General features: G+C 66.2%; 21 protein-coding genes. 15 read left to right on the top strand and 6 right to left on the bottom strand.

What is annotated here, in order from left to right; translation table 11 throughout:
* The first annotated feature begins 80 nt into the window (after window positions 1–80).
* The 5 genes from ftsY (at window position 81) to PIN01S_RS01720 (ending at window position 4,815) form a co-directional block, all read left to right on the top strand.
* The gene (gene ftsY / locus PIN01S_RS01740; RefSeq protein WP_084333284.1) at window positions 81–1,451 is read left to right on the top strand and encodes a signal recognition particle-docking protein FtsY; all 1,371 of its coding nucleotides are present in this window, start codon (window positions 81–83) and stop codon (window positions 1,449–1,451) included.
* Window positions 1,448–2,116: a cell division ATP-binding protein FtsE gene (gene ftsE / locus PIN01S_RS01735; RefSeq protein ID WP_084333282.1), complete on the top strand. Its 669-nt coding sequence runs from the start codon at window positions 1,448–1,450 to the stop codon at window positions 2,114–2,116. Before ftsY ends, ftsE begins: the two co-directional genes overlap by 4 nt.
* Window positions 2,116–3,141: a permease-like cell division protein FtsX gene (gene ftsX / locus PIN01S_RS01730; protein ID WP_084333280.1), complete on the top strand. Its 1,026-nt coding sequence runs from the start codon at window positions 2,116–2,118 to the stop codon at window positions 3,139–3,141. Before ftsE ends, ftsX begins: the two co-directional genes overlap by 1 nt.
* Window positions 3,142–3,285: 144 nt before the next feature.
* Entirely contained in the window at window positions 3,286–4,140 is an 855-nt protein-coding gene (gene rpoH / locus PIN01S_RS01725) for an RNA polymerase sigma factor RpoH (RefSeq protein WP_084333278.1), read from the top strand.
* 66 nt (window positions 4,141–4,206) lie between these two features.
* On the top strand, window positions 4,207–4,815 hold the full coding sequence (locus tag PIN01S_RS01720; RefSeq protein WP_084333276.1) for a hypothetical protein: 609 nt from the start codon (window positions 4,207–4,209) through the stop codon (window positions 4,813–4,815).
* Window positions 4,816–4,819: 4 nt separating this feature from the next.
* On the opposite strand, the gene mtgA is transcribed toward PIN01S_RS01720, so the two are convergent.
* Window positions 4,820–5,548: a monofunctional biosynthetic peptidoglycan transglycosylase gene (mtgA, locus tag PIN01S_RS01715; RefSeq protein WP_084333583.1), complete on the bottom strand. Its 729-nt coding sequence runs from the start codon at window positions 5,546–5,548 to the stop codon at window positions 4,820–4,822.
* 69 nt (window positions 5,549–5,617) lie between these two features.
* Between mtgA and PIN01S_RS01710 the strand changes: the two genes are divergently transcribed.
* The 5 genes from PIN01S_RS01710 (at window position 5,618) to PIN01S_RS01690 (ending at window position 9,362) form a co-directional block, all read left to right on the top strand.
* Window positions 5,618–5,995 carry a DUF423 domain-containing protein gene (locus tag PIN01S_RS01710; protein ID WP_084333274.1) on the top strand — a complete coding sequence of 126 codons (378 nt, stop codon included), beginning with the start codon at window positions 5,618–5,620 and terminating at the stop codon, window positions 5,993–5,995.
* Window positions 5,996–6,098: 103 nt separating this feature from the next.
* Entirely contained in the window at window positions 6,099–6,299 is a 201-nt protein-coding gene (thiS, locus tag PIN01S_RS01705) for a sulfur carrier protein ThiS (RefSeq protein WP_084333272.1), read from the top strand.
* Between the two features lie 19 nt (window positions 6,300–6,318).
* Window positions 6,319–7,113, top strand: a complete 795-nt coding sequence (locus PIN01S_RS01700) for a thiazole synthase (RefSeq protein WP_084333270.1) — start codon at window positions 6,319–6,321, stop codon at window positions 7,111–7,113.
* A 52-nt stretch (window positions 7,114–7,165) separates the two neighbouring features.
* Window positions 7,166–7,885, top strand: coding sequence for a tRNA (guanosine(46)-N7)-methyltransferase TrmB (trmB, locus tag PIN01S_RS01695; protein WP_084333268.1), 720 nt, complete (start codon window positions 7,166–7,168; stop codon window positions 7,883–7,885).
* A 133-nt stretch (window positions 7,886–8,018) separates the two neighbouring features.
* Window positions 8,019–9,362 (top strand): DUF1329 domain-containing protein, encoded by a 1,344-nt coding sequence (locus PIN01S_RS01690; protein ID WP_084333266.1) that lies wholly within the window; start codon window positions 8,019–8,021, stop codon window positions 9,360–9,362.
* Window positions 9,363–9,499: 137 nt separating this feature from the next.
* On the opposite strand, the gene PIN01S_RS01685 is transcribed toward PIN01S_RS01690, so the two are convergent.
* Both PIN01S_RS01685 and PIN01S_RS01680 read right to left on the bottom strand, forming a co-directional pair.
* Window positions 9,500–10,261 carry an ABC transporter permease gene (locus tag PIN01S_RS01685; protein ID WP_084333264.1) on the bottom strand — a complete coding sequence of 254 codons (762 nt, stop codon included), beginning with the start codon at window positions 10,259–10,261 and terminating at the stop codon, window positions 9,500–9,502.
* Window positions 10,258–11,184 carry an ABC transporter ATP-binding protein gene (locus tag PIN01S_RS01680; RefSeq protein ID WP_084333262.1) on the bottom strand — a complete coding sequence of 309 codons (927 nt, stop codon included), beginning with the start codon at window positions 11,182–11,184 and terminating at the stop codon, window positions 10,258–10,260. The genes PIN01S_RS01685 and PIN01S_RS01680 overlap by 4 nt, the downstream gene beginning before the upstream one ends.
* 291 nt (window positions 11,185–11,475) lie before the next feature.
* On the opposite strand from PIN01S_RS01680, the gene PIN01S_RS01675 reads away from it, so the two are divergent.
* From PIN01S_RS01675 to PIN01S_RS01660, 4 genes are all read left to right on the top strand, one after another.
* Complete coding sequence (locus tag PIN01S_RS01675) at window positions 11,476–12,156, top strand: phosphoribosyltransferase (RefSeq protein WP_084333260.1); 681 nt, start codon at window positions 11,476–11,478, stop codon at window positions 12,154–12,156.
* Window positions 12,157–12,171: 15 nt separating this feature from the next.
* The gene (locus PIN01S_RS01670; RefSeq protein WP_084333258.1) at window positions 12,172–12,846 is read left to right on the top strand and encodes a dienelactone hydrolase family protein; all 675 of its coding nucleotides are present in this window, start codon (window positions 12,172–12,174) and stop codon (window positions 12,844–12,846) included.
* A 122-nt stretch (window positions 12,847–12,968) separates the two neighbouring features.
* Window positions 12,969–13,868: a universal stress protein gene (locus tag PIN01S_RS01665; RefSeq protein ID WP_084333256.1), complete on the top strand. Its 900-nt coding sequence runs from the start codon at window positions 12,969–12,971 to the stop codon at window positions 13,866–13,868.
* Between the two features lie 148 nt (window positions 13,869–14,016).
* Window positions 14,017–14,841, top strand: coding sequence for an FAD-binding oxidoreductase (locus PIN01S_RS01660; RefSeq protein ID WP_084333254.1), 825 nt, complete (start codon window positions 14,017–14,019; stop codon window positions 14,839–14,841).
* Between the two features lie 9 nt (window positions 14,842–14,850).
* Here PIN01S_RS01660 and PIN01S_RS01655 read toward each other — a convergent pair whose 3' ends face one another.
* Entirely contained in the window at window positions 14,851–15,867 is a 1,017-nt protein-coding gene (locus PIN01S_RS01655) for an AraC family transcriptional regulator (RefSeq protein WP_084333252.1), read from the bottom strand.
* Window positions 15,868–16,079: 212 nt separating this feature from the next.
* Between PIN01S_RS01655 and PIN01S_RS01650 the strand changes: the two genes are divergently transcribed.
* Window positions 16,080–17,000, top strand: coding sequence for an SdiA-regulated domain-containing protein (locus tag PIN01S_RS01650; protein WP_084333250.1), 921 nt, complete (start codon window positions 16,080–16,082; stop codon window positions 16,998–17,000).
* 12 nt (window positions 17,001–17,012) lie between these two features.
* Here PIN01S_RS01650 and rpiA read toward each other — a convergent pair whose 3' ends face one another.
* Together rpiA and PIN01S_RS01640 are read right to left on the bottom strand one after the other, a co-directional pair.
* On the bottom strand, window positions 17,013–17,684 hold the full coding sequence (gene rpiA, locus PIN01S_RS01645) for a ribose-5-phosphate isomerase RpiA (protein ID WP_084333248.1): 672 nt from the start codon (window positions 17,682–17,684) through the stop codon (window positions 17,013–17,015).
* Between the two features lie 65 nt (window positions 17,685–17,749).
* Window positions 17,750–18,880, bottom strand: coding sequence for a calcium-binding protein (locus PIN01S_RS01640; protein WP_084333246.1), 1,131 nt, complete (start codon window positions 18,878–18,880; stop codon window positions 17,750–17,752).
* Window positions 18,881–18,967 lie beyond the last annotated feature (87 nt).

Here is an 18,967-nt window from a genome sequence, read left to right as displayed (position 1 = left end):
GCGTTTTCACCCTGCCTCTGACCCCGGCGCCGGCTATTCAGGCAGGCTGCGCGTGGCGCTCCCTTGAGAAACCCGTCTCCATGTTTGGTTCCAACGACGACAAGAAGACCCCGGCCGAGGCCGGCGAAAAGAAAAGCCTGTTCGGCTGGCTGCGCAAGAAGCCCCAGGAGCAGACCGGCGAGCCAGCCCACCCTGAGCCGACGCCCGAGGCATCGGCGCAGGGCAGCGGCGAACCCGCCGCCCCGCTGACGCCGAGCGCACCCCAGGCGGCGCAGACCCCGACGCCGGCCGAAATCACTCCCGCCGCACCGGAGCCTCCGCCAGTCGCGCCCGTGTCGCAGGAGCGGCCGCCGGCCGCTTCCCCCGAAGCGAGTGGCGACACCCCGCGGCCGGCCACCTCGCGTTTCCGCATCAACGCCGGCAGCGAATTGCTGCATGAACACGTCGAGCCGCCTGTCGCGCCGACCGAACCCAGTCCGGTGGCGCCTCCGGCCGTCGAACCGCCCAAGGCCGAGGACAAGGTCGGCTTCTTCGCCCGTCTCAAGCAGGGCTTGTCGAAGACCAGCGCCAGCCTCGGCGAAGGCATGGCCAGCCTGTTCCTCGGCAAGAAGGCCATCGACAACGACCTGCTCGACGAGATCGAGACCCGCCTGCTGACCGCCGACGTCGGCGTCGAGGCCACCACCGCCATCGTGCAGAGCCTGACCAAGCGCGTGGCGCGCAAGGAGCTGGCCGACAGCGGCGCGCTGTACAAGGCGCTCCAAGAAGAGCTGACCGCGCTGCTGCGCCCGGTGGAGCAGCCCCTGAAGATCGACACGGCCAAGGCGCCCTACGTGATCCTGGTGGTAGGCGTGAACGGCGTCGGCAAGACCACCACCATCGGCAAGCTGGCCAAGAAGCTGCAACTGGAAGGCAAGAAGGTGATGCTGGCGGCCGGCGACACCTTCCGCGCCGCGGCGGTGGAGCAACTGCAGGTCTGGGGTGAGCGCAACAACATCGCGGTGATCGCCCAGCACACCGGCGCCGACTCGGCCTCGGTAATCTTCGATGCGGTGCAGGCCGCCAAGGCACGCGGGGTCGACGTGCTGATCGCGGATACCGCCGGACGCCTGCACACCAAGGACAACCTCATGGAGGAGCTGAAGAAGGTTCGCCGGGTGATCGGCAAGCTCGACGAGACGGCGCCCCACGAGGTTCTGCTGGTACTCGATGCCGGCACCGGGCAGAACGCCATCAACCAGGCCAAGCAGTTCCACCAGGCGGTGGCGCTCAGTGGCCTGGCCCTGACCAAGCTGGATGGCACCGCCAAGGGTGGGGTGATCTTCGCCCTGGCCAAGCAGTTCGGCCTGCCGATCCGCTACATCGGCGTAGGCGAGGGCATCGACGATCTGCGCGCCTTCGAGGCGGAGATCTTCGTCCAGGCCCTGTTCGCGGAAAGAGAGCACGCATGATCCGTTTCGAACAGGTCGGCAAGCGCTACCCCAACGGCCACGTCGGGCTGCACGAGCTGTCCTTCCGGGTGCGCCGGGGCGAGTTCCTTTTTGTCACCGGCCACTCGGGCGCGGGCAAGAGCACGCTGCTGCGCCTGATCCTGGCGATGGAGCGTCCGACCACCGGCAAGCTGCTGCTCGCCGGTCAGGACCTGGCGCAGATCACCAATGCGCAGATTCCCTTTCTGCGTCGGCAGATCGGCGTGGTGTTCCAGAACCACCAGTTGCTGTTCGATCGCACGGTGTTCGACAACATCGCGCTGCCGTTGCAAATCCTCGGCTTGCCCAAGGTGGAGATCGCCCAGCGGGTCGGCGCGGCATTGGAGCGCGTCGCCCTGCACGAGAAGGCCGAGCTGTATCCGGCCGACCTGTCCACCGGCCAACAGCAGCGCGTGGGCATCGCCCGGGCGGTGGTGCATCGCCCGGCCCTGCTGCTGGCCGACGAACCCACCGGTAACCTCGACCCGCGTCTGGCGGCGGAAATCATGGGCGTATTCGAAGATATCAACCGGCTGGGCACCACGGTGCTGATCGCCAGCCACGACCTGGCGCTGATTGCGCGCATGCGTCACCGCATGCTCACCCTGCAGCGTGGCCGTCTGATCGGCGATGGGGAGGCCGGCTGATGAGCGCGACCCGCGTACCGCCACCGAAGCCGGCCGAGCGCGTCGGCGCGACGCCGAAGCCCAAGGCGGAGAAACCGGCGAAGAAGGACGACGACGGCCCGGATTTCCAGGCCCTGCTGCACGCCTGGCTGGAAAGCCATCGCGCCAGCCTGGTCGATAGCCTGCGGCGTCTGGCGCGGCAGCCGGTCGGCAGCTTCTTCACCTGCCTGGTCATGGCCATCGCCCTGAGCCTGCCGATGGGCCTGGCGCTGCTGCTCGACAACGTCGAACGGCTGGGCGGTTCCTGGCAGCGTGCCGCACAGATCTCCCTGTTCATGCAGCTCGACACCAGCGACAGCGAAGGCGAGCGGCTCAGCGCGGAAATCGCCGACATGCCGGACGTGGCGGAGGCCGAGTGGGTCAGTCGCGAACAGGCGCTGACCGAGTTGCAGCAGCATTCGGGTATCGGCGAGGCGCTCAAGGAGCTGCCGGAAAATCCGCTGCCCGGCGTTATCGTGGTGACCCCCGAAGAAATCGACAAGGCTGGCCTGGAGGCCCTGCGCCAGCGCCTGTCGGAGTTGCCACGGGTGCAGCAGGCGCAGCTCGACATGCAGTGGGTCGAGCGGCTGACGGCGATCCTCAAGCTCGGCGAGCGGTTCGTCTTCGGCCTGACGTTGATCCTGGTCATGGCGCTGCTGCTGGTGATCGGCAATACCATTCGCCTGCACATCGAGAACCGCCGCACCGAAATCGAGGTGATCAAGCTGGTGGGTGGAACCGATGGCTACGTGCGGCGTCCTTTCCTGTACATGGGTGCACTTTACGGACTGGGTGCCGGGCTGCTGGCCTGGGCGATCCTGGCCTTCGGCCTGGATTGGCTGAACGAGGCGGTGGTGCGCCTGGCCGGCCTCTACGGCAGCGACTTCGCCCTGGCCGGCGTTCCTCTCGGAGATGCGGTCTCCCTGGTGCTGGGTGCGGTGCTGCTGGGTTACATCGGTGCCTGGCTGGCCGTGGCGCGGCATCTGAGCGAGCTGGCGCCTCGTTGAGGCGGTCCTGAATGGTCCGAAGGGCCCTGTATTCGGGCCTTTCAGGCAATATTTGGAAATGGGTGTAACGAAACTTTTACGCCCCCTTGCAGTCGGATAGCTCAGTGCTACACTGCGCCAGCTTTAGTGAATCGGAGGATTCGCATGACCACGTCCTTGCAACCTGTCTATGCCCTGGCTCCCGGTGCGAACCTGGAGGCCTACGTGCATGCGGTGAACGGCATCCCGCTGCTCACCCAGGAACAGGAGCGCGAACTGGCCGAGCGCCTCTATTACCACCAGGACCTCGAGGCGGCACGGCAGATGGTGCTCGCGCACCTGCGCTTCGTCGTACACATCGCCCGCAGCTATTCGGGTTACGGCCTGTCCCAGGCCGACCTGATCCAGGAAGGCAACGTCGGCCTGATGAAGGCCGTCAAGCGTTTCAACCCCGAGATGGGGGTACGGCTGGTGTCCTTCGCCGTGCACTGGATCAAGGCGGAGATCCACGAGTTCATCCTGCGCAACTGGCGTATCGTCAAGGTCGCGACCACCAAGGCGCAGCGCAAGCTGTTCTTCAACCTGCGCGGGCAGAAGAAGCGCCTGGCCTGGCTGAACAACGACGAAGTGCACGCAGTGGCCGAGAGCCTCGGTGTCGAGCCGCATGAAGTGCGCGAGATGGAGAGCCGGCTGACCGGCCAGGACATGGCGTTCGACCCGGCGGCTGATGCCGACGACGACAGCGCCCACCAGTCCCCGGCCTATTACCTGGAAGACCATCGCTACGACCCGGCGCGCCAACTGGAAGACGCCGACTGGAGCGACAGCTCCACCAGCAACCTGCACGAAGCGCTGGAAGGCCTGGACGAGCGCAGCCGGGACATCCTCTACCAGCGCTGGCTGGCCGAGGAGAAGGCGACCCTGCACGACCTGGCCGCCAAGTACAACGTCTCCGCCGAGCGCATCCGCCAGTTGGAGAAGAACGCCATGAACAAGCTCAAGGGTTCGATACAGGCGTAATCCACAGCCCCATGAAAAGCCGCACCCAGCCTGCTGAGTGCGGCTTTTTTCTGCCCGGAGGTTTTCATGCCCATGCCGCCGCTACGCCCCCAGCACTGGCTGGTCTTCGCCCTGGTGGCGGTGCTGTTCTTCGGCTGGGGTGTCTGGCTGATGCAGGCCCGCCAGGGCGAGCCGCTGCCTTGGATGGCGGAATGGCGGGAGCGCCTGTTGGCGCCGCTGGCCGAGGATCGCCTGACGCTTGCCGCGTTGAGCGAGGAAGTGGAGGGTGAGCTCTGGCTTCAGCCGCGCCTGGACGAGCCACGGTTGCTCTACCGGGGGCAGGTCGGCGACGCGGACGAACTCTGGCTGCTCGAGGCCGAGCTGGCGCTGAGCGACCGCGAGCGCGCCAGCCTGACGAAAGCCACCGGGTTGCGACCCACCGATGCCGAACAGCCGCTCAGCCGCCAGGTTAGCGATGAACTCGGCAGCCACGCCATCGCCATCCTTCGCCTGAAACCCGAGGCCCCGATGGCAGCCGAGCGCCTGGTCGCCAGCCTCGGCCAGCCGCGTCTGCGCCTGCAACTGGCCGAAGGCGAGGCCTGGGTCTATCCGGACCTCGGCCTGACCGCGCATCTGCGGGACGATGAGGTGGTGTTGCTGCACAGCGTTCCGCGCCGGGCCTTGCAGCAGCACTAGCGAATCAAAGCCAGCGCGGCCACCAGTGAGGGTACTCCGGCCGCAACTGATCGATGTAATGACTGCCGCCGAGCTGGCGCATCTGCTGGCGAATCCAGCGGGCCCGGCGTTGCACGTAGGCACCGGGACGCCCGGCGCTCCACTCGCGGGGATTGGGCAGTACCGCGGCGAGCTGGGCCGACTGCTGGGCGGACAAATAAGCCGCGCCGACACCGAAATGGTGACGTGCCGCGGCTTCGGCGCCGAAGATGCCGTCGCCCCACTCCACGCTGTTCAGGTAGACCTCGAGAATCCGCTCCTTCGTCCAGAGCAATTCGATCAGGGCGGTGAACCAGGCTTCCAGCGCCTTGCGCGGCCAACTGCGGCCGGACCAGAGGAACAGGTTCTTGGCCACCTGCTGGCTGATGGTGCTGGCGCCGCGCAGGCTGCCGCCGTCGGCGTTGTGCGCCAGGGCCTGTTGGATCGCATCGAGGTCGAAGCCCCAGTGGGCGGCGAACTTCTGGTCTTCGGCGGCAATCACCGCGATCTTCAGGTCGTCCGGCAGGGTATTCCAACCACGCCATTGCCGCTCCAGGTCCAGCGCGCGGCCGTCGCTCCAGGCTTCCAGCTTGCGTTCCACCATCAGCGCGGTGCCAGGCGGCGGCACCCAGCGCAGTACCAGCACCAGCAGCGCCGAACCGGCGGCGAACCAGAGCACTAGTTTGATCAGGCGGCGGAGCAGGTTTCTGAGCATGCGTGGCTTGGCCGGAACGGGAGAGCGGGCCATTATAGCGGCCGCATTCGCTCTGTCCGGGAGTTATCCATGTTTCGAGCCTGTCTCCTGTTGGCCGCGTTCTTCGGTTTCACCGGTGTCGCCCTCGGCGCCTTCGCCGCGCACGGCCTGAAGGCCAAACTCTCGGCGGAGTACCTGGCGGTCTTCCAGACCGGCGTCCACTACCAGTTGATCCATGCCCTGGCGCTGTTCGGTGTCGCGCTGGTATCGCTGCATGCGCCGAGCCGCGTGCTGGGTGCCGCCGGCATCCTGTTCGCCCTGGGCATCCTGCTGTTCTCCGGCAGCCTCTACGTACTGACCCTGACCGGCCTCGGCAAGCTCGGCATCATCACGCCCCTGGGCGGCACCGCGTTTCTCGCCGGATGGGTCTGCCTGGGGCTGGTGGCCTGGCGTGCGCAAGGAATCTGACCCGCGCGTCAAAAAATGAAGACGAATGGCAGTCGCATGCCTTGGTCCGCTGCCGGGATCGGGCTAGAATGCCGACCCCCTCAAACGTTGTGACCGCTTTGTCATGCGCATTCAGTTGAACGGCGAACCTTTCGAGCTGCCCGAAGGCCAGACGGTCGCGGAGCTGCTCGACCGTCTGGAACTGGCCGGGCGTCGCGTCGCGGTCGAACTCAACCTGGATATCGTGCCGCGCAGCCAGCATGCCGCCACCGCGCTTCGCGAGGGCGACCGGGTGGAAGTGGTGCACGCCATTGGCGGCGGCTAGCCGCCCAAGAGGATTTCCGATGAGCCAAGTTCGCAGCGACAAGCCCTTCACCCTGGCCGGCCGTACCTATCAGTCGCGCCTGCTGGTCGGTACCGGCAAATACAAGGATCTCGAAGAAACCCGCCTCGCCATCGAAGCGAGCGGCGCGGAGATCGTCACCGTTGCCGTGCGCCGTACCAACATTGGCCAGAACCCGGGCGAGCCGAACCTGCTCGACGTAATCCCGCCGGACCGCTACACCATCCTGCCCAACACCGCCGGCTGCTATGACGCCGCGGAAGCGGTGCGCACCTGCCGCCTGGCGCGCGAGCTGCTGGACGGCCACAAGCTGGTCAAGCTGGAAGTGCTGGCCGATCAGAAGACCTTGTTCCCGAATGTCATCGAGACCCTCAAGGCCGCCGAAGTGCTGGTCAAGGACGGCTTCGACGTCATGGTGTACACCAGCGACGACCCCATCATCGCGCGCCAGCTCGCCGAGCTGGGCTGCATCGCGGTGATGCCGCTGGCCGGCCTGATCGGCACCGGACTGGGCATCTGCAACCCGTACAACCTGCAGATCATCCTCGAAGAGGCCAGCGTGCCGGTGCTGGTGGATGCCGGCGTGGGCACCGCCTCCGATGCCACCATCGCCATGGAGCTGGGCTGCGAGGCGGTGCTGATGAACAGCGCCATCGCCCATGCGCAGAATCCGGTGCTGATGGCCGAGGCGATGAAGCATGCGATCGTCGCCGGGCGCATGGCCTACCTCGCCGGCCGTATGCCGAAGAAACTCTACGCCAGCGCCTCTTCGCCGCTGGAAGGCATGATCCGCTAATGTCCCCCGTCCGGAGCGGTCCTCGCTCCGGACGCCATTCCAAGGTTTTCCAATGAGCGATACCCAAGAGCATCAGGCTGGGCAGGACGCAGCGCGCCCGCAACGCACCATCAAGAGCTTCGTGATGCGCGCCGGACGCATGACCGAAGGGCAGCAGCGCGGCCTCGAACAGGGCTGGCCGAAGTACGGCCTGGCGCTGGAAGACGGCCTGCGCGATTTCGACCAGGTGTTCGGCCGCCAGGCGCCGAGGACCTTCGAGATCGGCTTCGGCATGGGCCACTCGACCCTGGAGATGGCTGCCGCCGCGCCGGAGCAGGACTTCATCGGCGTCGAGGTGCACAAGCCCGGTGTCGGCGCGCTGCTCAGCGGTATGCAGGCCCAGGGGCTGACCAACATCCGCGTCTACAGCTGCGATGCGCTGGAGGTGCTGCGGCACTGTGTCGCTGATGCCAGCCTGGATCGGGTCTTGCTGTTCTTCCCCGATCCCTGGCACAAGAAGCGTCATCACAAGCGGCGTATCGTTCAGCCGGCTTTCGCCGAACTGGTACGGCAGAAGCTGAAGATCGGCGGCGTGCTGCACATGGCCACCGACTGGGAGCCGTATGCCGAGCACATGCTGGAAGTGATGCAGGTAGCGCCGGGCTATCGCAACCTGGCACAGGACGGGCGCTTCGTGCCGCGTCCGGACGATCGACCGATGACCAAGTTCGAGCGACGCGGCGAGCGCCTCGGGCATGGTGTGTGGGACCTGCTGTTCCAGCGCATCGACTGAGGTCGGCGCGGGGCGGCAACAAGCAAGACAAAAGAGACCGGGATCACCCGGCGCAACTCCTCACCGTGTTTCAAACAATAAACGCCCGCCCCACTCGGGGCAGGGTTCGGTGCAGGCTACGGGGAGCAAAAGCATGTTGAGAAAACTGAGCATTCTGCTGTTAGCGGCAAGTGCCTGGCAGGCACAGGCCAAAGTCGATTCCGTCCAGGCGTCCCGCCTCGGGCAGGACCTGACGCCGCTGGGCGGCGAGCGGGCGGGTAACGCTTCCGGGAGCATTCCGGCCTGGGACGGCGGGCTTGCCACCCCGCCGGCGAATTACCAGCCCGGCATGCACCACCCCGATCCCTATGCGGCGGACCCGGTCCGCTATGTGGTCAACGCCGGCAATATCGAGCAGTACCAGGATGTGCTGCCCGAAGGCATCAAGACCCTGCTGCGCACCTATCCGGATTACCGGCTCCGTGTGTTTCCCGGCCACCGCAGTGCCGCGGCGCCGCAGCGTATCTATGACGCCACCCGCTTCAATGCGCTGAACGCCGAGCTGATCGCCAACGGCAACGGCGTGAGCGGCGTCGCCGCGGGCGTTCCGTTCCCGCTGCCGCAGAACGGCCAGGAAGCGATCTGGAACCACATCATGCGCTACCGGGGCGACCAAATTCACATGGTCACCAACCAGGCCGCGGTACTGGCCAACGGCAGCTACACCCTGCTGAAGCAGGAGCGTGACGTCTACTTCGTCTACGGCCGCGAAGGCGTTGGCCCGCAGGACCTGGACAACACCCTGTTCCACTACAAGTACCGGGTGGTCGCGCCGTCCAAGCTGGCGGGTACCGCGCTGCTGGTGCAGGAAACCCTCGACCAGGTGCTGGCGATCCGCAAGGCATGGCGCTTCAACCGTGGCGAGCGTCGCGTACGGCGCATGCCGCTGCTGGCCTACGATGCGTTGCAGCCCGACACCAACGGCATGGCCACCGCCGACATGGTGGACTCCTACAACGGCGCACCCGACCGCTACGAGTGGAACTTGATCGGCAAGCGGGAAATGCTGGTGCCGTACAACAGCTATGCCGTGCACCAGAAGGGCATTCCCTACGAGCAGATTCTCCGCACCAAGACGGTCAACCCCGATCTGCTGCGCTACGAGCCGCACCGTGTCTGGGTAGTGGAAGCGACCCTGCGCAAGGGTTTCAGCCATCCCTATGCCAAGCGCCGCTTCTACCTGGACGAGGATAGCTGGCAAATCCTGGTGGTGGACCTCTACGACAAGAAAGGCGACCTGATCGGCCTGCAGGAAAGTCATCCGATCAGCTACTACGACGCGCCCATGTTCAACAGCACCCTGGAAGCGCTCTACGACTTCAAGGGCGGGCGCTACATGGCCGATGGCCTGGACAACAACGAGCCGATGTACGACTTCAACGCCAACCTCGGCCCGCGCGACTTCACCCCCCAGGCGTTGCGCCGCGAGGGGAATTGAACGGTTTGTTGCCCCGATGCTGCCCGGCGGTCGAATAAATTCGACCCTACGTTTCTCAAGCGATGGCCGGCCGGTATGGGAATCTCCGCACTGGCCCATCGGGCGAATTCATTCGCCCGATGGGCCTGCGAAACGGCCTAGTTCTTCAACCGATACCCGGTGCGGAAGATCCACCACACCGCGACCAGGCACAGCAGCAGGAAGCCCAGGGTCATGCCCAGGCTGACGGTCACGTTCACGTCCGATACCCCGTAGAAGCTCCAGCGGAAACCGCTGACCAGGTACACCACCGGATTGAACAGGGTGAGGGTCTGCCACAGCGGCGGCAGCATGCTGATCGAATAGAAGCTGCCGCCGAGGAAGGTCAGCGGCGTGACGATCAGCGCCGGGACGATCTGCAGCTTCTCCCAGCCGTCCGCCCAGATGCCGATGATGAAGCCGAACAGGCTGAAGGTGATCGCCGTCAGCAACAGGAAGGCCACCATCCAGAACGGGTGGACGATCTCGAAGTCGACGAACAGGCGGGCGGTGATCAGGATGATCAGGCCGAGGATCACCGACTTGGTCGCCGCCGCCCCCACGTAGCCGATGACGATCTCCAGGTACGACACCGGCGCCGACAGCACCTCGTAGATGGTCCCGGAATACTTGGGCATGTAGATGCCGAAGGACGCGTTGGAAATGCTCTCGGTGAGCAGCGCCAGCATGATCAGCCCCGGCACGATGAAAGCGCCGTAGCTCACCCCCTGCACCTGGCTCATGTTGGCGCCGATGGCCGAGCCGAACACCACGAAGTACAGCGAGGTGGTGATCACCGGCGTGGCGATGCTCTGCAACAGCGTGCGCCAGGTGCGTGCCAGCTCGAACAGGTAGATCGCGCGGATCGCATAGACATTCATGAGCGCCCCCTCACCAGGCTGACGAAGATTTCTTCCAGCGAACTCTGGCTCGATTGCAGGTCCTTGAAGCCGATGCCGTGCTGGTCCAGCGTGCGCAGCAGTTCGGCGATGCCGGTGTGCTCGCGTTGCGCGTCGAAGCTGTAGACCAACTCGTGGCCGCCGGCGCGCAGTTGCAGGTCGCCGTTGGCCAGGGCCTCGGGCAGATTTTCCAGCGGCTGCTGCAGTTGCAGCACCAGCTCCTTCTTGCCGAGCTTGCGCATCAACACGTCCTTGTCTTCCACCAGGATGATCTCGCCCTTGCTGATCACCCCGATGCGGTCGGCCATCTCCTCGGCCTCCTCGATGTAGTGGGTGGTGAGGATGATGGTCACGCCGCGCTCGCGCAGGCCCCGGACCATTTCCCACATGTCGCGGCGCAACTCCACGTCCACCCCGGCGGTGGGTTCGTCGAGAAAGAGGATTTCCGGCTCGTGGGACAGCGCCTTGGCGATCATCACCCGGCGCTTCATGCCGCCGGAAAGCTGGTAGATGCGCGCGTCGCGCTTCTCCCACAGCGACAGGTCGCGCAACACCTGTTCCAGATAGGCCGGGTTCGCCGGCTTGCCGAACAGGCCTCGGCTGAACTTCACCGTCGACCAGACGCTCTCGAAGGCGTCGTTGGTCAGCTCCTGGGGTACCAGGCCGATGCGGGCGCGGGCGGCGCGGTAGTCGGTGATGATGTCGTGACCGTCCACCAGCACCCGCCCGCCGCTCGGATTGACGATGCCGCAGACGATGCTGATCAAGGTGGTCTTGCCCGCCCCGTTGGGGCCGAGCAGGGCGAAAATCTCGCCCTTGCGGATATCTAGGTCGACGGTCTTCAGGGCCTGGTGCCCCGAGGCGTAGACCTTGGCTACCTGTTGAATCGAGATGGCCGGTGACACGGCGCCTCCTTGTCTGTCCGGGTGCGGTCGTTTCGCGAAACGCACAGCCTAGCCGACCCGGTGGGGGTATGGCACGTGGTGGGTGAGGGGAAAGCGCATCCTCGCTGTCTCGCTTTCCATGCAGGTTCGCCTCCGAGGCTTATAGGAAAATCGGCGGGCGTTCGTGCCAACCGGTCTAAGGCGTTTTTCGCTCCCGGGGAACTTGTCGCCTTGACTGTTAATCGGGATCAAAGAGAGCGCAAAAAAACCGGCGCAGCATCTTTCAATCACCTGCCCAGCGAGGTCGGAAAGATGACTCAGGAAAGCCTCGAAATACCCATCCGCGACCGGGTCGCCGCCGGCCAGGCCCTGGCGCGGTTGCTCGACGATTACCGGCGCAACCCGAACGCCATCGTCCTGGCCCTGCCGCGCGGCGGGGTGCCGGTGGCCTATGAAATCGCCACCGCCCTAGAATTGCCGTTGGACCTGATGCTGGTGCGCAAGCTCGGCGTGCCGGGGCACGAGGAGCTGGCCATGGGCGCCATCGCCAGCGGCGACGTGCGGCTGCTGAACCGGGACGTGGTGGATTATTTGCATATCGGCGATTCGACCATCGAGGCGGTGGCCGAGGCGGAGAGTCGTGAGTTGCGCCGCCGCGACCATGCCTACCGGGGCGAGCGGCCGTTTCCGGCGCTCGGCGGCAACCAGGTGATCCTGGTGGACGATGGCCTGGCCACCGGCTCCACCATGCAGGCGGCCGTGGAGGCGGTGCGGCGGCAATCGCCGGCGCGCATCGTGGTGGCGGTGCCGGTGGGTGCGCCGGAGACCGTCGTGCGCCTGGAAACCCTCGCCGACGAGGTGGTCTGCCCGTTCCAGCCGGAGTACCTGAGCGCCATCGGGCGCTGGTACGTGGACTTCTCCCAGACCACGGACGAGGAGGTGCTGGACCTGCTGCACCGTGCCTGGCAGCGGGAAACGGAGCGGTCGTCCTGACCGGGGAGGCATGTCATGCGAACCCTATCCTCACCGCTGACCCTGCCGCTGCGAGATGCGCAACTGGCGGCGGACCTGCTGTTCCCCGAAGAAGCCGCCGGGCTGGTGGTGTTCGTCCACGGCAGCGGCAGCAGCCGGTCGAGCCCGCGTAACCGGCAGGTGGCGCGCTATTTCAGCGACCGTGGCCTGGCGACCCTGCTGTTCGACCTGTTGACCGAAGACGAATACGAGGTCGACCGGATTACCCGCGAGCTGCGCTTCGACATTCCCTTGCTGACCCGCCGCCTGCTCGGCGTGATCGATTGGCTCGGTACGCGGGCCGAATTGCAGCGGCTGCGCCTCGGTCTGTTCGGCGCCAGCACCGGTGCGGCGGCGGCCCTGCTGGCGGCGGCGGAGCGTCCGGAGCGGGTGAGCGCGGTGGTATCCCGCGGCGGGCGCACCGACCTGGCCGGCCCGGCCCTGGAGCAGGTAAAGGCACCGACCCTGCAGATCGTCGGCGGCGACGATCCGGTGGTGCTGGACCTGAACCGCGAGGTCGGCCGCCAGCTGCGCTGCGAGCAGCGGCTGGCGGTGGTGCCGGGCGCTACCCACCTGTTCGAGGAGCCCGGCACCCTGGAAGAGGTCTGCCGCCTGGCCGGGGACTGGTTCCTGCGCTACCTCGGCGCCGGGGGAGATCGCCCCTCGGTTTGATGCAAATCAACGCCTGATCGACCAACTGGTCGCAACCTGTGGTCATGCCGGTGCGTTCGTCCGGTCATGGCTCCCTGCGGATGGCTTGCGGTGGCGCCTGAACCCTTTCCAGGAGGTGCCCCATGAGCCAGTACCAACGCCTGCTCCTCATCGCCGACCCGGGCATGCGCCATTCCGCCGCGTTGCAACGGGCCGCCGCCCTGGCCGAAGCCAGCGGTGCCGCACTGCACATCGCCTCGTTCGCCGGGCCGATCATGCCCCTGCCGCTGCTGGACAAGGCGATCCAGGAGCGGACCCGCGACAGCTACCTGGACGCACAGCGCGCCTGGCTGAAGGACGAGGCCGGGCTGCTGCGCAGCCGTGGCATCGACGTCACCACCGAGGCTTGCTGGACCCACGAACCGCTGCGGGAAATCCTTCGCCATGTGGCGGAAATGCAACCGGATCTGGTGATCAAGGACGTGCAGGACGAACCGGCGCTCAAGCGCGCCTTCATCACCCCGCTGGACTGGCACCTGTTGCGCGAATGTCCCGTGCCGTTGCATTTGCTGAGCGGGGCGGGCCATCCGTTGCCGCGCAAGGTGGTGGCAGCGGTCGATCCGTCCCTCCCGGAAAACCAGATCGAAGGACTCAACGACCGCATCATCCAGGCGGCCAACGGGCTGGCGCTGCAATGCAACGCCGAGCTGCATCTGCTGCATGCCTACGATCTGTCGCCCGCCTACCTCTCGGATGCGTCCGCCGGTACGGTCGCCTGGGCGGCGGATTTCGCCGAAGAGCTGCGCCAGTCGTTGAAGGAGTCCTTCACCCGCTTGGCGGACCGCTACGGCGTGCCGCTGGACCGGCAGCATTTCGTCATGGGCCCGCCGATCCAGGCTCTGCCCGAGTTCGCCAGCGAGAACCAGACCGATGTGCTGGTGATGGGCCGCGTACACCGCAAGGGGCTGGAGAAACTGGTCGGCAGCACCACCGAACAGGTCCTGTACCGGGTGCCGTGCAGCATCCTGGCGGTCAAGACGTAACCGGGCATCCGCTCGACTCCACTCGAACCAGCCGCATGGACCGGGGCACCACTCCGGCCCATGGCCGTAGGCGAGGTTTCAGAATGCGCGCACTTTCCGAGGGTGGCCGTTGCCACAGGGGCGTCCCGTCGTCGCGGAGCCTGCCGTCATGAGCGACCCGAGCCCACGCAAGCTCTATCTGTTGGATAGCTATGCGGATGGCGACGGGGCACGGCATTTCACCTTTCGTATCGACCAGCCGCTGGCCCGCGACTTGGCGGCGGTTCCCGGCCAGTTCTTCATGCTGTCCTTGCCCGAGGGCGGCGAGGCGCCGTTCAGCTACGTCAGCCTGCCGGACCGGAACGGACACTTCGATGCGTTGATCCGCCGGGTCGGCCACCTGACCGGCGCGCTGTTCGATCTGCCGGCCGGTGCCGTGCTGGGCTACCGTGGCCCTTTCGGCAAGGGCTGGCCGTTGTTCTTCAGCAGCCAGCGGATACTGGCGGTCGCCGGCGGCTGCGGGTTGGCCTCTTTGGCCGCGTTGATCGAAGATGCCGCCAGCCAGCACATGCCGTTCCAGTTGAGCGTCGTCTACGGCGCGCGCCGTACAGACGCCCAGGTGCTGGGGCGGCAGCGGCGCCGCTGGAAACTGATCATGCCCTTCATCGAGACCCTGGAAGAGACGACGAACCGGGGCCGTCGGGGCATTCCCCTGGATTACCTCGACGAGCTGTGTGCCGGCGAAATGCCCGACGCGGTGCTCTGCAGCGGGCCGGAGCCGATGCTGCTGGCAACGGCGGAGGAGTGGTTGCAGCGCGGCGTGCCGGCCAACCGGATATGGATCGCGGCGGGCTGTTGCCTGCCCTGCCGGAGTGGTGTCTGCGACGACTGCACGCAGGGAGCGGACGGGCCGATCTACCGCTATGACCGTTACCGCCTGCTCCAGGCCGCCGGCGACGATCCGCCGTTCGGGCGGGAGGGTTGGTTCGGCTGAGGCGGCGCTTCAGCGCCGGTACAGGCTCGGCGGCTGGCCGCTCCAGCGTTGGAAGGCGTGACGGAAACTGGCCGTTTCGCTGTAGCCGAGCTGCTCGGCGATCAGGTAGATCGGCAGGTCGGTCTGGGTGAGTAGGTGGCGTGCCTTGTCGTAGCGGACTTCGTCGAGCAGGCGCTGGTAGCTGGTGTTCATCCGTTGCAGGTGACGGCGCAGGGTGCGGGCGCTGCGGTGCAACTGGCTGGCTACCCGCTCCAGGCTGCTGCTGTCGCGCAGGTGGTTGTTCAGGTGCTGGCGGATCTGCTCCAGCACGTCCGGGCCGCTGGCGAGCTGCGCGTTGAGTTGCAGGCACTGTTGCAGGCCGTAGTGACAGCTCACTGGGTCGGCCAGCGGCAGGGGCCGATCGAGCAGCGCTGCGTCGAAGCCGAGCACTCCGGCCGGTGCGCAGAACTCCACCGGACAGTCGAGTTTGTCGGCGTAGGCTTGCGCGTGCAGCGGCGGGCGGAACGGCAGCCGCAGGTAACGCGGGGCGATGGCATGGCCGAGCAGGTCCTGGACCACCGTGAGCAGCGAGGTCATGCACAGTTCGGTGTTGAACACCGTCAGCTCCGGCGCGTAGCGATAGCCGGTGGCGACCAGCCGGGCTTCGTCGCCGTCCTCTTCCAGGCTCAGCTTGAAGTAGGTGCCGAGCAGCGTCGGGTAGGCCAGGGCCAGGTTCAGCGCATCGCGCAGGGTGCGGCTGGCAAGCATGGTGTAGCCGAGGATGCCGTAGGCGGAGACGTGCATGCGCAGGCCGAGGCTCAGGCCGAGGGCGGGATCGCCGCTGGCCTTCACCGCGTTGGCGAAGACACGGAGTTCCTGGGCATGGCTGATGAGCTTATCCGGGGTTTCCAGGTCGGCCGGGGTCAGGCCGCTGCCGTCCAGCAAAGGCTTGAGCCGCATGCCGCCGGCGCCGAGGCGGTCCGCCGCCAGGGCGATGGTATGCAAGGTGGTGAGTGCGCGTTCTTCTGCCGGTAATGACAGTCCCATTCTTCGTTCCCCTGCGAAGAACCGTCCCTGGGTTTCCGTTGGTAACGCTTCGGAGCGCCCGTATGAGCCCGTGCCTCGTTCGCGGGCATCGAGGTTACCCTTGGGCCATCCGTTTCCGTTCCCCTCGAGCGTGCCCGTGGCCGCTTCGCTGTTCAGCTTCGCTTCAGCCTGGATGTGCTATTTCTAGCGCCCCCGATACACGAGTTCGCCTGATGCGCCGATTCCTCACGCTCAAGACCCTGCTCGCCGCGCTGCTGCTGGGGCTGCTGTTTTGCCTGGCACTGGCCGCCCAGGAGTTCCGCCTGTTCGAACGGGGCTGGTTCATCGTGCAAGAATGGCGCCACGCCGAGGAGTGGCGGGAGCGGTCGATCTGGCTGCCGGATTACGAGGTGGCCATCGAGGCGCAGACCATCGAGGGCCTGGCCGATGACGTTTCCGCCCTGACCTTCGACCCCGACCGGCGCAGCCTGCTGACCGTCACCAACCAGAAGTCGGAGATCATCGAGCTGTCGCTGGACGGCCGCATCCTGCGGCGCATTCCGCTGGTGGGGTTCGGCGATCCCGAGGCCATCGAGTACATCAGCCCGGGCATCTACGTGATCACCGACGAGCGCGCCCAGCGGCTGATCAAGGTACGCCTGGACGACACCACCCGTTTCGTCGATGCCGCCGAGGCGCAGCAGCTCTCCCTCGGCATCGGCCGGTCCGGCAACAAGGGTTTCGAGGGACTGGCCTACGACCTGGACGGGAAGCGCCTGTTCGTCGCCAAGGAGCGCGATCCAGTAACGATCTACGAGGTGCACGGCTTCCCGCACACCGATCCGGACAAGCCGTTCGCCGTCCACGTGGTGGATAACCCGCGACGGGACCAGGGATTGTTCGTGCGCGACCTGTCCAGCCTGGACTTCGACCAGCGCAGCGGCCACCTGTTGGCGCTGTCCGATGAGTCGCGGCTGGTACTGGAGTTGAACAGCGACGGCCGGCCGATCAGCAGCCTGTCGCTGTTGCGCGGGATGCACGGCCTGCAACGCTCGGTGCCGCAGGCCGAAGGCGTGGCGATGGACGACGCCGGCAATCTCTACCTGGTGTCCGAGCCGAACCTCTTCTATCTATTCCGCAAGGTGCCGCGCTGAGGCGGCGCCGTTTCAGCGACGCAGGGTCTTCACGCCTTCGCCGGTGCCGAGCAGCAGCAGGTCGGCGGGGCGCGCGGCGAACAGGCCGTTGGTGACCACGCCGACGATGGCGTTGATCTGTGCTTCCAGGCCCATCGGGTCGACGATCCGCAGGTTGTGTACGTCGAGGATGATATTGCCGTTGTCGGTGAGCACGCCCTCGCGGTACACCGGGTCGCCGCCCAGCTTCACCAGTTGGCGGGCGACATGGCTGCGGGCCATGGGGATGACTTCCACCGGCAGCGGGAAGGCACCGAGCACCGGCACCAGCTTGCTGCCGTCGGCGATGCAGATGAAGGTCTTGGCCACCGCGGCGACGATCTTCTCGCGGGTCAGCGCGGCGCCGCCGCCCTTGATCAGTTGCAGGTGCTCGTTGGTTTCGTCGGCACCGTCCACGTAGAACTCCAGCTCGCTCACCGTGTTCAGGTCATAGACCGGAATGCCGTGCTGCTTGAGGCGCTGGGCGGTGGCTTCGGAACTGGCCACGGCGCCGTCGAAGTCGGCCTTGTGCCGGGCCAGGGCGTCGATGAAGAAGTTCGCGGTGGAGCCGGTGCCGACGCCGACGATGCTCTTGCTGTCGAGGTGAGGGAGGATGTGGTCGACAGCGGCCTGGGCCACCGCCTGCTTGAGCTGATCCTGAGTCATGACGTTCTGCCGGGCTGGAAAAAACCGCAATTATAGCCATCCGGCCTGTCTGGCCGCAGTGCTTCTCATCCGCCGCTGTGACCCAGAGCGGCGCCGACGCTGAACAGCAGGCTCAATACGCCATCGGCTGCCGGCTCGGGCATCTCGCCGGCCCAATAGGGAAGGGGCGTGCTCAGCGTTGCCTGTGGCGGCGTGGGGGCAGGCAGGCCCACACGCTGGCGGATGGCGGCCTCGTCCAGCACGGAGCCGTCATCGAAGCGGATCTTCTCGATCACGAACGCCTTGTCGAGGAAGTAGTTGGTGATGACGATGCGCTGTTCGCTGTCCAGCTCGATGTACAACGAGCCGCCTTCGCTGCCCCGGAAACGCACGTACTGCGGTTCCAGGGGGCCGCGAATGTGCAGGGTGTCGGCGTTGCCCGGCGTCGTGTCGTAGTCGTAGAGCGTGTGATCGCTGAACTCCCAGGAATAGTCGACCTGGTAATAGTCGTCGCCCGGCCCGCCGTAGAGCAGATTCCAGTGGTTGTCGCCGAAGAACATCGGCTTGACCGTGCCGCCGTTGAGTACGTCGCTGTAGCGGCTGCCGACCAGCAGGTCGTTGCCGCCGCGGCCGAGCAGGTAGGTCGCCTGGTCGCCGGCCACCAGCCGGTCGGCCCACTCCTTACCGGTCAGACGGATGCGCTCGCCGGTGTAGCTGGGTGGATCGTCCGCGGTGCGGCCGGTCGGGGCGTCCGGGTCCAGGTGGAAGTTGCGCAGGATGTCCTTGTCGGTCACATGGGTGGCGCCGAAGCGGAAACGTTCGATGCGAAAGGCGGCGTCGAGAAAGAAATCGCGCACGGTGATGACGCCGGCTTCGCCGTGCAGGCCGATCAGCAGGTCGTCCTGATAACGCTCGAACGGGCCGAACTCTTCCAGGCTTTCGCCGACGATCAGCGTGTCGATATTGCCGGGTGTGGGATCGAAGTCGAGGATGACGTCGCGGCTGCCCGAGTAGACGTCGTAGGTGTAGTAGTCATCGCCGAGCCCGCCGAACAGGCGGTTGTTGCCGCCACCGCCGAGCAACGAGTCGCTGCCGGGGCCATCGATCAGCACGTCGTTGCCTTCGCCGCCGACCAGACGGCTGGGCTCGGGATGGGCGACCAGCAGGTCGTCGTTCGAACTGCCTTGGACGAGCAGGCGGGAGATGCCGGTAGGCATGATGAATCCTCATACGGGTGGGGGAGGCGGCGCACTGCTCGGGAGCCTGAACTGCTGACTGGCGAAGCGGCAAAAGATTCCGTTCCG

Origin of the sequence: Pseudomonas indica NBRC 103045, from assembly GCF_002091635.1 — a bacterium.
GTDB classification, from domain to species: Bacteria; Pseudomonadota; Gammaproteobacteria; order Pseudomonadales; family Pseudomonadaceae; genus Pseudomonas_M; species Pseudomonas_M indica.
Note: the sequence above shows the minus strand (reverse complement) of the source record. Positions and strands in the feature narration are given on the sequence as shown.